General features: G+C 34.9%; 11 protein-coding genes. 8 read left to right on the forward strand and 3 right to left on the reverse strand.

The annotated features are described in order from the left end of the window. Window positions 1-457 precede the first annotated feature (457 nt). Window positions 458-898: a hypothetical protein gene (locus tag ODR02_RS16395; RefSeq protein ID WP_309512798.1), complete on the reverse strand. Its 441-nt coding sequence runs from the start codon at window positions 896-898 to the stop codon at window positions 458-460. A 243-nt stretch (window positions 899-1141) separates the two neighbouring features. On the opposite strand from ODR02_RS16395, the gene ODR02_RS16400 reads away from it, so the two are divergent. From ODR02_RS16400 to ODR02_RS16435, 8 genes are all read left to right on the forward strand, one after another. Further along, the gene (locus ODR02_RS16400) at window positions 1142-1696 is read left to right on the forward strand and encodes a YMGG-like glycine zipper-containing protein (protein ID WP_105681439.1); all 555 of its coding nucleotides are present in this window, start codon (window positions 1142-1144) and stop codon (window positions 1694-1696) included. Window positions 1697-1815: 119 nt separating this feature from the next. After that, window positions 1816-3387, forward strand: a complete 1572-nt coding sequence (locus tag ODR02_RS16405; protein WP_309512799.1) for an LIC_10190 family membrane protein — start codon at window positions 1816-1818, stop codon at window positions 3385-3387. Window positions 3388-3437: 50 nt separating this feature from the next. Beyond that, window positions 3438-4508 (forward strand): chorismate synthase, encoded by a 1071-nt coding sequence (gene aroC, locus ODR02_RS16410; RefSeq protein WP_209787326.1) that lies wholly within the window; start codon window positions 3438-3440, stop codon window positions 4506-4508. Between the two features lie 17 nt (window positions 4509-4525). After that, complete coding sequence (locus tag ODR02_RS16415) at window positions 4526-5089, forward strand: thioredoxin family protein (RefSeq protein ID WP_209787324.1); 564 nt, start codon at window positions 4526-4528, stop codon at window positions 5087-5089. Window positions 5090-5098: 9 nt separating this feature from the next. Further along, window positions 5099-5638, forward strand: coding sequence for a TlpA family protein disulfide reductase (locus ODR02_RS16420; protein ID WP_309512800.1), 540 nt, complete (start codon window positions 5099-5101; stop codon window positions 5636-5638). Between the two features lie 82 nt (window positions 5639-5720). Continuing rightward, window positions 5721-6062: a YkvA family protein gene (locus tag ODR02_RS16425; RefSeq protein WP_209787321.1), complete on the forward strand. Its 342-nt coding sequence runs from the start codon at window positions 5721-5723 to the stop codon at window positions 6060-6062. Window positions 6063-6183: 121 nt separating this feature from the next. Then, window positions 6184-7563, forward strand: a complete 1380-nt coding sequence (pyrF, locus tag ODR02_RS16430) for an orotidine-5'-phosphate decarboxylase (protein WP_209787318.1) — start codon at window positions 6184-6186, stop codon at window positions 7561-7563. A 53-nt stretch (window positions 7564-7616) separates the two neighbouring features. Next, window positions 7617-10439, forward strand: coding sequence for an aminopeptidase (locus ODR02_RS16435; protein WP_309512801.1), 2823 nt, complete (start codon window positions 7617-7619; stop codon window positions 10437-10439). A gap of 62 nt (window positions 10440-10501) precedes the next feature. On the opposite strand, the gene ODR02_RS16440 is transcribed toward ODR02_RS16435, so the two are convergent. Beyond that, the gene (locus ODR02_RS16440; protein ID WP_309512802.1) at window positions 10502-11311 is read right to left on the reverse strand and encodes a T9SS type A sorting domain-containing protein; all 810 of its coding nucleotides are present in this window, start codon (window positions 11309-11311) and stop codon (window positions 10502-10504) included. Window positions 11312-11464: 153 nt separating this feature from the next. Then, a complete protein-coding gene (locus ODR02_RS16445) occupies window positions 11465-12334 on the reverse strand; it encodes a T9SS type A sorting domain-containing protein (RefSeq protein ID WP_309512803.1) in 870 nt (289 codons plus the stop codon). Between the last annotated feature and the right edge of the window lie 31 nt (window positions 12335-12365).

A 12365-nucleotide genomic window follows, 5' to 3' on the forward strand; every position in this document is an offset into this window, starting at 1 on the left:
TTTGAGTAGCATTTTTTAATAAAATATGGAATGAAAATGTTTCTCATAAAAGTATAGGTTTTTGAACAGGTATCCTATGTGCAAAATCATAAAAACGATCAAAAAAGAAACGGCCTCCTTGCGGAGGCCTAAAAAACACAAATGATGAAAAAAATCTATTTAGAAAAATCCAAACAGAATATTGTGGAATCATTCAGCATGACCATTACATTACATTTTCTAAGCAGAAAAAATAATACAATATCGGAACAGAAGAATGAATGCTTTCTATAAGAATCAAACTGCACCCTGAAGATAAATCAAAATATAATTTACATTATTAAAAATGTTCAGACGATTCACATTGAATGTAAAATCAATTAAACCAAACAAAAACTATGTATAATTATTTTAATTATTAAAAATCTTCATTACTGGAATGGGTAAATTTAGCTAAATATTTATTCGCTCACAAGGCTTATTCCTCCCAAATGATCGGAATATATATTGTAATATAACCCTCAGAATCTACCTGTGCATCAGAAACTGTGGCAACTACCGTTCCATATCCTACCCAGCCTCCCTGTCCCTGCATTGCAGAAAAAGTATAGGTTCCTGCAGGAAGTCCGTCATAATATTGGGGAACAGACTGAAATCCACCACCATAATACGTATCATACACTTCTCCTGTAGCCATATTTTCAGCAAGAAAACTTCCTACATCATAATTTCCCGAAAGAATTTTTGTTCCATTTTTTGAAAGAAGACCATAACGAATCTTATAAGTCTGAGTTGTTGGGGTCTTATCAGTTATTTCTGAACAGCCTTTATGGGTCTCTGTTATTTCCTTAGAGGTAAACGATGTTGTGACAGCCAGCAGTCCAATAAATGCTGATACTGTAAAAATTGATTTTTTCATATTAAAAAGTAATTTGGTATTCAAAAATACTCAACTTATATGAATTTAAGAAAAACTATCAATGAATTTAAATTTACAAATAAAGCTTAAACCCCGCATTAATAACATAAAATTCATCATCATTAAAAATCATTTTCCTTTTTATTCTCATTTTTAACACTCGTTAACTAAAATTTGGCTTCATAATTGAAAATAAAACTAAAATTAAAGTCGTTTTGGCTTTATCTTATTAAAATTTGAATTATGAGAAAGATAGTATTAGCAGGTTTTTTGTCTGTTTTTTTAATGACAGCCTGCAAGAAAGATGACAGCGTTGCTGAAAAATCACTGGAAGTACAGAAACTTGAATTTCAGGCCAGACAACTTGAAATAGAAAAGCAAAAACTGGCTATTGAGAAAGAAAAGCTGGTATATGAAGCTCAGAAAAAAGCAGATAGTATATCAGAAAGTAAAAAAGCAAAAGCTACTGCTGAAAATAATTCAAAACCACAGGTGATCAGAGAAACACGAACAGTATATAGAGACAGAAGCTCCAATTCCAATTCTGGAGGAAGCAGCAACGGAAGTTATGCCAACAACGGAAGTGGTACTTCACAGGGAACTACTCAGAAAAAAGGATGGAGTAAAGCTGCGAAAGGGACGGTCATTGGTACTGTAGGTGGAGCTGCTGCCGGAGCCCTTATTGCTAAGAAAAACAGAGGACTGGGAGCTGTAATTGGTGGTGTTGTAGGAGGCGCTACAGGATATACCATTGGTAGATCACAGGATAGAAAAGACGGAAGGGTACAACCTCGTTAATAAATATTTTTAATGATAGAATATAAAGATTGCTTACTTTTAAGCAATCTTTTTTTATGGTATTGATTCTATTTTCTTCTATTTTCATCATTCCCGTCCTGATGGGTTGGGGAAAAATCATGGAAAATATATGGGGAATTTTATTTCAAGGCATCTCCTGGAAAATGATATCCGGAATCATAGGAATAACACTGATATGGACACTTACCTCTTTTTTCGTACCCTTAAATATAAATGTAGAAGTACCTTCAATCCTATTGGGACTATTCTTTTTCTTTAAAAACAAACTCTATCAGGAATTTCATCAATTTTCAAAAAAAGATTTTACAGTATTAAGTGTAATTTCTCTGACGATTATCTTCGCGGGTTCCTTTTACCCTTATATATTAGATCATTTCGGATATTATATTCCCACATTGAAATGGCTTACAGAATATGGGCTGATAAAGGGTATTTCCAATGTAGACCTCACCTTAGGACAAATGTCTCTCTGGCATATTTTTCAGGCTGGATTTTCAAATTTTTCCGATCCGTTTTTAAGAATCAACACGGTTCTCCTGATGATCTATACATTTTATATTATTGAAAGAAAAAACTGGATCCATCTTTGTTTCCTTCCGGTATTACTGCTGTTTTCACAATCTCCAAGCCCTGACCTTCCGGTTATAGTTTTCTCATTGATTATTTTAAATGAACTTATTGCCGGAAATAGGAATACCATTATCCTTTTTGCCTTTTCAGTTTTTGTTTTTGCTATAAAACCTACCATGATATGGCTTCCTATCCTGACTTTCTTAGTCTCTCTTTTTATTTTTAAAAGTAACTTTAAACAACTTCTTTTGGGAGGAGCAATTCTCTTTTTATTTTTCACTAAAAATATCTGGACATTCGGATATCCTGTTTTTCCTGTAGCAATAGGTGATCTGGGACTATCCTGGAAACCCAATCCGGAAATTTTAAATACTTCTTCACAATTTGCAGTCATGAAGACCTATGACATGCAGTATACCTATGAGGAAATTCAAAAATTTTCAACGGCTGATTATATTAGGAATTGGTTTTCTCTTGAAGGAATCAAATCCAAAATTAATATTCTATTTGTGCTGAGCTTAATTATTTTTTCTGTATTTGCCTGGATAAAAAAGAGAAAACTCATCACGTTAATCTGCATCTCATTATTAATAAAAAGTATATTAATCCTTGCTTTTTCAGCTCAATACAGATTTTTTATCGATGTTTTTTTCGTGATATTCTTTGTCATGTTTCACGAATATTTTGACAAAAAAAAATCCATTGTTGTTTTTTCTGCTCTCAGCCTATTTTTCATGTCAATATTATCTTTTCCAGAAATTATTCAAAAATATATTCCAAGTTTTCGGGTCGGAAGTTTTATGAACGGATTACAAAAAGAGCAGATTCTCAAACCTTCAACCTATGAATATCAGCAGTTTGACACATTTAAAGTCGGAAATCTTCAATTTAATGTTTCCCATAATTATCCTTATAGTTTTGATACTCCAATTCCGGCTGTGACTCCTTTCTATATTGTTGAAGATGTGAAAGCAGGTATTTTTCCACAGCTTTTGGACAAAAATGATATCAAAAAAGGATTTATCTGGAAAAAAATAACACCTGAAGAAAAAAGGGAAGCCCAAAAGGTTATCAATAATATCAAAAACACTGATAAATAGAACAAATCCAGAAACTTTATTATCTGAAGAAAAAAAGGTAATTTTGTATCATGTTCAACACATTAGGTAATCTTCTTAGTCTTACAACATTTGGAGAAAGTCACGGAGTGGCTTATGGCGGTATCATCAATAATTTTCCGGCAGGTTTAGCGGTAGATCTCGATAAAGTTCAGTATGAATTGAACCGAAGAAAACCCGGCCAGTCCGCAATCGTTACACAAAGAAAAGAAAGTGACACAGTAAAGTTTCTTTCCGGAATCTTTGATGGGAAAACAACAGGTACGCCAATTGGTTTTATCATTGAAAACGAAAATCAGAAATCAAAAGATTATGACCATATCGCAGGTGCATATCGTCCAAGTCATGCTGATTTCACCTATGACCAGAAATTTGGTTTCAGAGATCACCGTGGAGGAGGAAAATCTTCTGCCAGAGAAACAATGAACTGGGTAGTAGCCGGGGCACTTGCCAAGCAGCTTTTACCCAACATTGAGATCAATGCTTATGTATCTTCTGTAGGTGATATTTTCTGTGAAAAACCTTATCAGGATTTAGATTTTTCTCAAACAGAAAGCAATGATGTTCGTTGTCCTGATGCTGAAACTGCTGAAAAGATGATTTCAAGAATCAAAGAAATCAAAAAAGAGGGTAACACTATCGGAGGAACAATCACTTGTGTGATTAAAAATGTTCCTGTAGGAATTGGTGAGCCTATATTTTCCAAACTTCAGGCTGAGCTTGCCAAAGCAATGCTGAATATCAATGCCTGCAAAGGTTTTGAATACGGAAGCGGTTTCTGTGGAGCTAAAATGACGGGAAAAGAGCACAATGATGCTTTCAATACAGATTTCACTACAAAATCTAACCTTTCCGGAGGTATCCAGGGTGGAATTTCCAATGGAATGGACATCTATTTCCGCGTAGCATTCAAACCTGTAGCAACTATTCTGAGACCTCAGGACAGTATCGATAAAGACGGAAACCCGGTAATCGTAGAAGGAAAAGGACGTCACGATCCTTGTGTAGTTCCAAGAGCGGTTCCTGTAGTGGAAAGTCTTGCTGCATTTGTGCTGGCAGACCTATTTTTGGTCAACAAAACAAGAAATATCAATAATTTTTAACATAAATAGCTTTGGTAATGAAAAATTACTGGGATAAAGGAATTTCATTTGAAGAGTATCTTCAGATTGCAAAAGAAAGATTAGAGAATCCTGCTAACCAACAGGAAGCTGACTATAAACAATATTATGAGCTGGGTCTTCAGAGAATGGACAGAACGGTGAAGAAATATGTTCCGAACGAAGATCAGCTGCAAGAACTTGCTGCCAAAAACTTTGACGGAAAGATTTTAATCATTTCTGAAGCATGGTGCGGAGATGCAAGTGCAACAGTGCCTGCTCTTTTCAGATTTTTTGAAGGACATAATGAGGTAAGAGTTTTCCTGAGAGACAGTGATAAAAGCTTGATTAATCAGTTTTTAACCAATGGCACAGAATCTATTCCTAAAGTCATTATCCTTGATAAAGATTTCAAGATAAAAAATTCTTGGGGCCCACGTCCCAAATATGGATATGAGCTGCTGATGAAGTATAAAGCTGATCCCGAAGCGTATCCAAAAGATACATTTTATAATGATCTGCAGATTTATTATGCTAAAAACAGAGGGAAAGATGCTGTTCAGGAAATTTTAGATCTTCTATAAAAAAGAGAGATGAAAAAGAGTATCATTTATATTATAATAATAGCGATCATAGGTATTGTTGCTTTTGTTCCGGGAATTAGAAATTTCCTAAAGGATACATTCTTTCCGGTAGCCACTATTGAAAGCGCTGTTCATATCAGTGAAGAGGATTATGATGTAGAACTTAAAGGAATCAATGCACCCAGCACCAATCTTAAAAACTTTAAGGACAAAGGTGTTTTCCTTAACTTCTGGGGAACGTGGTGCCCACCTTGCAGAAAAGAATGGCCTTCCATTCAGAAATTGTATGACACCAGAAAAGATCATGTAGATTTTGTATTGATTGCCATGAATGATAAAGAGGAAGATGTAAGAAAGTTTTTGAAAGAAAATAACTATACCGTTCCTGTCTATATTGCTCAAAGTCCTATTTCTGAGAAAATTCTTCCCAAGGTATTCCCTACCACTTTCCTACTGGATAAACACGGAAGAATCCTTATTAAAGAGGATGCCACAAAAGACTGGAATACAGAGACTGTGCATCAGTTTATTGATAATATTATCAAATAATATTTTAACTAAATTTTATAATTTGTTGGTACAGGATTTGCGAATTTTATAGCATTGAAAAATTTATTAATCCAAACACAAAATGAAATATTCAAAATTAAATCTTGCAAAAGAAGCCATCAATCATAAGGGCTTTATAAAAAAGATCCCTGATATTTTCAGAATGGTCAGAATGTGGAGAAAAGGAATCTATCCTATGAAATCCATAGACATTATTCTTCCTTTACTGGGAATTTTATATGTGCTCTCTCCTATTGACCTTCTTCCTGAATTTGTGATACCGGTACTTGGAGTCATGGATGATCTGGCAGTATTGTCACTGACTATTCCTAAGCTCATCAAAGAGGTTGACAAGTTTTTATTATGGGAAGCTCAGCAAAAATACAGTGGTGCCCAAGTCATTGATGCTGAAATCGTAAAATAATAGTTTATTATATTTTTCATACCATCCTGCTTAATCCGGGATGGTTTTTTATTTACAAATGAGCGATAAATTTTTAAGCCTTATTTCAATTCCTTAAATTTGCAATATCTAATAAAAAATAATGGAAAGTAAAAAAGAATTCTTCTTAGAGTGCTACAAACTAGGAATCATTAAATTCGGAAGGTTTACCCTGAAAAGTGGTATCGAAAGTCCTTTTTATGTAGACCTGAGACCTTTGGCTTCAGATCCTAAAATTTTAAAAAATCTGGCTAATTATTTATTGGAAATGCTTCCATTAGATAATTTTGATTTAATCTGTGGAGTTCCTTATGCTGCCCTTCCTATGGCCACTGCAATGTCTTTGGAAAGCTATATTCCATTAATTATTAAAAGAAAAGAAGCGAAAAGCTACGGGACAAAAAAACTGATTGAAGGAATTTACCAGAAAGGGCAAAATTGTCTTTTGGTAGAAGATGTGATCACTTCAGGAAAGTCTTTATTAGAAACCATTCCTGAAATAGAACAGGAGGATCTTAAAGTTTCGGATATCGTTGTGGTACTGGACAGAGAGCAGGGAGGAAAACAATTACTGGAAAGCAAAGGATTTAGAGTGCACACTCTTTTCAATATTTCCGAAGTATGCGGTATTCTTCAGGAAACGGGTGAATTGTCTGATGAAGAGGTAAAAAGAATCCAGGACTTCCTTCAGGGAAATCACATTCAGTTCGAAGAAGAAACAAGATCTTCTTATGAGCAGAAACTTCAGGTTACCCAACATTCTGTTTCAAAAAAATTACTGGAAACAGCTTTAGCAAAAAAATCAAACCTTATTGCTTCTGCTGATGTTACGACCACTCAGGAGTTATTGGAGCTGGCTGAAAAGGTAGGTCCGCATATTGTTGCTTTAAAAACGCATATCGATATTATTTCTGATTTCGAATATGAAAAAACAATCACTCCTCTAAAAGCTATTGCTGCAAAACACCAGTTCTTATTGATGGAAGACAGAAAATTTGCTGACATTGGAAATACACAGGAACTTCAGTTTACCAGTGGAGTTTTCAAAATTACAAATTGGGCAGATTTTGTAACCTCTCAGGTAATCGGAGGTTTTGAATCCTTAGACTGCTTCAGCAATGTAGGGGTAGTAGCTATTGTTGGAATGTCTTCCAAAGGAACCTTAACAACAGCAAGCTATCGTGAAGAAGCTTTAAAAGTAGCATTATCTCATCCTAATGTTATTGGTGGTGTATCTCAGAATAAAATTCCTGAAGACCTTTTATTGTTCACTCCAGGGGTAAACCTTGCAGATTCGGGAGATGGTAAAGGACAGCAGTACAACACACCAGAACATGTTTTCAAGACCTTGCACACAGATTTTATTATCGTAGGAAGAGGAATCTACAAATCCAACGATCCTGAAGCGTCTGCAATCACTTATAAAACAGAAGGATGGAATGCCTATATTAATTCTTTGGAAAAAAAAGCAATTCAGGGTTAAAATCCTATAAAGTATATACAAAATAAGTTATATTTGGGCTTTATCACGAATATTTGAAAAAGATCAGCATTTGCCTTATTTTGTTATGGGGAGTTGTACAGGTTTCTGCACAGACAGACAGTATATACGTTGAAACGAAACTGTCTCCTGACAAAAAGAACCTTGATGTCAGCCAGGAAATTGTTTACTACAATCATTCCGGGAAAGACCTGCAAACCGTAAAACTCCTGAATTGGGTTTCCGCGTACAATAAACGGGGAACTTCTTTAGTCTACCGAAAACTGGAAGACCGAAATAATGATTTGCATTTTGCGAAGAGCGATCAATTGGGAAAACTTCTTGAACTGAACATTAAAAGTTCTGAAAATGAAGCAATTCCCGTCAATACACTTTCAGATGAAAATATTTTTATTCCTCTGAAAAATGTATTAAAACCTGGCGAGAGCGTCACATTACAGTTGCAGTACAGGATGCAGCTTCCCGATAAAACATTTACGGGATACGGAACATCCGCTCAGAATACTGTATTAAAATATTTCTTTATTGTTCCGGATCATTTTGATCCGGACAATATTTCTAAAAGAAACTACCATGATATTGAAGAACAGGTAAGTTTCAATACTTTCTGGACCATCAACTTTGATATTCCTGTTAATAATTTTGTAGAAGGTAATCTTCCACAGGTACAGATGAATTCATTTAAGGGATACCTTGATTCCGATCCTGAATTTTTAATTTCTTCAACCAGTTTTCCTTCCATAAAAACCAATGTTGACGGAGAGGAAATCGAAATCAAATTTGGGTATAATCTAAAACCGGAGGAAAAACAAAATCTGGAGTTTTATCTTCCCTTACATTTAAAATTCCTTAAGGAACGCATCGGAGTTCTTCCGAAAAGTATTTTTATTTCAGATAAATTCAGAGCTAAAGAAGACTTTTTCGGAAATAATGATATTACTTTCTGGAAATTCAGATTCCGTCTGTTTACCGATACTGAAAAAACAGATCTGGATTATTTCGGGATCATTGCCAAGAAAATTCTTGATGAAAGCGTTATTGCAGATAAAGAAAAAGACCACTGGTTTAAAAATGGGTTAAAATCTTATCTGGAAATTCAGTATCTCAAAAAATTCTATGCTGATACAAAACTTTTAGGAACGCTACCCGAAACCAGAATATTTGGGCTCAAACCTTTAAAATTATTCCATGCATCCAAAGTAAAACTTCTGGATCGCTATGGACTTTCCTATCAATACATCATGCTGCAAAATCTTGATCAGAAGATTGATGAACACTTCCCTGTTTTGAGTAATTTCAATGACATGGCCATCAGCAGCTTTGAAACAGGAAGTCTTTTCAACTATTCGGCTGACAAAATGGGATACGATAACTTCAATGGGATTGTAAAGAATTATATTTCTCAGAATTCCGGAAAAAAAATCAATACTGAAGAATTCCTGACCGCTCTTTCAGAAAATAATAAATCAACAGCTTATCTCTCCAACTTTTTCAAACAAAAGAACCGTGTTGATTTTAAACTAAAAAATATTAGAAAAGAAAATGATTCTCTACAAATAAAAATTGTAAAGAATACAGATATTTCCATTCCGGTAAAGCTGGAAACAGAAACCAGAGAAGGAGAAAAGAAGGCCTATTGGATAGACACCGAAGAAAACGAACGTATCACCAGCCTTTCTCTTCCCGCATCAGAAAATATTTATAAAGTCACTCTAAACAGCGGATATATTTTCCCTGAATCCAATTACAGAGATAATTTTCTGTATGCAAAAGGCCTGTTTTCCAATGCAAAAAAAATTAAACTAAAATTAATAAAAGATATTCCAAACCCCGAATACAATGAAGTTTACCTCAGCCCAAGGGTACGTTTTAACAATACGTATGATAAATTTCTTTTGGGAATCAATTTAAAAAACCAGTCTTTCTTTGATCAGAAATTTTTGTATTCGGTTACTCCGACTTATAGTACCGGAACAGGAAAACTGACGGGTTCTGGAGCAGTCTCCTATTCTATTCTACCTGCAGAAAGCATTATCCGAAGTTTAACATTCGGACTTTCGGGTTCTTATTTTCATTATGATTATGACCTTGCCTACAGAAAAACCTCAATATCTTCTTCTATCAACTTCAGGAAGAACCCGAGAAGTACTGTAAGCAGAGGTCTAGGGATTTCCTATAATTATTTTGAAAGGGATCTGAGTCCTAAAATGATCGCTAATAATGATTATAGCAAGTATAATCTCTGGAGTATCGGCTATGGCTATAGTGACAACCAGATGATTCATGAAAAAAGCTTTAGTCTAAGTACGCAGGGAATGGAAGATTTTAATAAAATAACGGCTGAAGGTTTCTACAGATGGGAATTTGCTCCTAAGCAAAAACTGAGCTTACGTCTATTTGCCGGATATTTTTTAAGAAACAACACCCGAAATAACCTTTTCGACTATGGAATTTCCAGGGTTTCCAACTATTCATTCTCTTATACGCTTTTAGGAGAAAGTGCCAGCAGCGGCCTTCTTTCCCAACAGTTTATATTAGCTGATGGTGGTTTTAAATCTTTTCTTCCGGGAACAGTAAACCAATGGATCACTTCTGCCAACGTGGATTCAAGCGTCTGGAAAATATTCCATGTGTATGCTGATGCCGGTGTTTATAAAAACAAAGATCTTCCTGCCAAATTCATATGGGATACCGGAGTTAAAGTAAGAATCATTCCTGATTTTCTGGAGGTTTATTTCCCGATACAATCTTCTTTAGGTTTTGAACCATCCTTCAAAGATTATGGAAAGCGTATCAGATATACATTGATTCTTAATCTTGGTTCCATTATTAATGCTGCAAGAAGAGGTTGGTATTAAACTTATAGTAATAAAAAATAAAAGAACAGTTCATTAATGAGCTGTTCTTCTTTATTAAAAAACTAATCTTTTATAATTTTCTGTGAGATCGGAATATTATTAATGGTTCCTGTGACAATATAAGTTCCTTTTGGAAGTTCTGCAATGTCAAGGGTTGAAGCTAATTTTGTAGGGGATTTTTTAACAACCTGTCTGAATGTATCGTAAACTTTCACATCTTTCACCTCGGTTCCGAACACTACTTTACTGTCTTTTATAAAAGGATTCTGTACAAAACCAGATTTCACACTGCCTTCAAGGGAAAAGTCTGCCATATTATCATTACTTCCAACCATCGTTCTTTTAATAGCCGTTGTTGTAGTGGGAGAAGGAGCCGGCCCATCTCCTTTAAACTGATCTGCATTTGATCCATATCCTACAAAATCCAGTACATTGGATGCGGAAGGTCCCGTCACCTGCAATATATTTCCGGCCAAAGCAACTTTTCCTGATACGCTGGAGATTTTCATCCCGGAAGATTTATTGGGAGTTCCGTCGAAATTAGTGATTGTAGTGGCAATAAAATCCGGTGTTGGTAGGTTTTCAACGCCTCCTTCAATTGCTGACTCCTGAATCAAATAAGTTTCTTCAGGACCTAAAGTAAAGTCAGGCAGTGTATGATATTCGGTAAAAGCACCTATCGCCGGAGCATATTGAATGCTTGCTCCCGTTAAAGAAACCAAAGTAGTTCCGATATTTTTAAGGACAATATAATTATTCTTCAATACAGCACCAGAACTTGCATTCCCACCATAGATTTCATTAATCACAATCTGGGCATTTGAAAAAGAAGTTAATACTATAAGTCCAACAAGAGTTAAGATTTTTTTCATCGTAATAATTTTAAAGAAATGGATCAATAATAAAACATCAAAAACAATACCACCAAATTAAGAAATATATAGGATACAAAAATCTCAAAACCGGTAATAATTATATAAAAAACAGCCACTTCAATGAAGTGGCTGTTTTTTATATAAAAGAAATTAGTCTTTAAGAACTTTTTGAGAAACCGGTTGGTTGTTCACTGTACCTGTTACGATATAGTTCCCTTTTGCCAGTTCAGCAACGCTTACCGTTTCATTTTGTTTTACAGAAGCTTCTTTTACAAGCTGTCCGAACATATTGAAAACTTTCACATCTTTTACATCAGATCCGAAAACAATCTCGTTATTTTTAACGAAAGAATTCTTTACAAAGTTTCCTGATTTTACGTTTTTAGCATCAATAACCGCTAGAGAAGCAGTAGATGAAGTAACCATTAAAGAAATATCATCTATTCTCCAGTTGGCAGTACCAAGAGATGGAGTTCCCGTACCAGGGCTGTCGCTTCCATAGATTCTTAAAGTAACCGGAGCAGATTCCGCACCTACTAAATTAGTTCCTGAAAAAGTGATGCTATTCAATGTCCATGTACTGTTATTGTTAACATTTACAGTACCTATTGCAGTAGCATAATTATCAATACTGGAATATACTGTAATTTTTCCCGGTCCGGTAGAGGTACCTCTGGACCCTAGACTTAAAGAATTCAACGTTACTTTATTACCCGCAACAGGAGTAACAGTAACACTAAAATAAGTACTTGTAGCAGTAGAAAGAGCCTCTTTAAAAGCTGCAGCACCAAAATTACTGGATCCGCTTGCTCCTGTATAACCTGAAGACACAGATGTAGCGGTAATTAAATTCGTAGTACCGTTATTATTTCCCTGGGTAGCTGCAAATGCTACATTTGAAATATTAGCATTTGTACCCGAAACAGGATTTACAGAAGTACCGTCCCAAAGGTATGTTGTTTGTGCAAAAGCAACTGCACTCATCATCACCGTTGCAAAAAGAGAATAAAATTTTTTCATGATTTAACATTTTTATAATTAATAATTTCCT

The organism is Chryseobacterium sp. CFS2, from assembly GCF_036543225.1.
In the GTDB taxonomy this organism is placed as follows: Bacteria; Bacteroidota; Bacteroidia; order Flavobacteriales; family Weeksellaceae; genus Chryseobacterium; species Chryseobacterium culicis_A.

Excerpts from the sequence above, each read along its gene's own strand:
- ODR02_RS16395 (WP_309512798.1), bottom strand. The coding sequence starts at position 898 with ATGAAAAAATCAATTTTTACAGTATCAGCATTTATTGGACTGCTGGCT.
- ODR02_RS16400 (WP_105681439.1), top strand. The coding sequence starts at position 1,142 with ATGAGAAAGATAGTATTAGCAGGTTTTTTGTCTGTTTTTTTAATGACA.
- ODR02_RS16405 (WP_309512799.1), top strand. The coding sequence starts at position 1,816 with ATGGAAAATATATGGGGAATTTTATTTCAAGGCATCTCCTGGAAAATG.
- aroC (WP_209787326.1), top strand. The coding sequence starts at position 3,438 with ATGTTCAACACATTAGGTAATCTTCTTAGTCTTACAACATTTGGAGAA.
- ODR02_RS16415 (WP_209787324.1), top strand. The coding sequence starts at position 4,526 with ATGAAAAATTACTGGGATAAAGGAATTTCATTTGAAGAGTATCTTCAG.
- ODR02_RS16420 (WP_309512800.1), top strand. The coding sequence starts at position 5,099 with ATGAAAAAGAGTATCATTTATATTATAATAATAGCGATCATAGGTATT.
- ODR02_RS16425 (WP_209787321.1), top strand. The coding sequence starts at position 5,721 with ATGAAATATTCAAAATTAAATCTTGCAAAAGAAGCCATCAATCATAAG.
- pyrF (WP_209787318.1), top strand. The coding sequence starts at position 6,184 with ATGGAAAGTAAAAAAGAATTCTTCTTAGAGTGCTACAAACTAGGAATC.
- ODR02_RS16440 (WP_309512802.1), bottom strand. The coding sequence starts at position 11,311 with ATGAAAAAAATCTTAACTCTTGTTGGACTTATAGTATTAACTTCTTTT.
- ODR02_RS16445 (WP_309512803.1), bottom strand. The coding sequence starts at position 12,334 with ATGAAAAAATTTTATTCTCTTTTTGCAACGGTGATGATGAGTGCAGTT.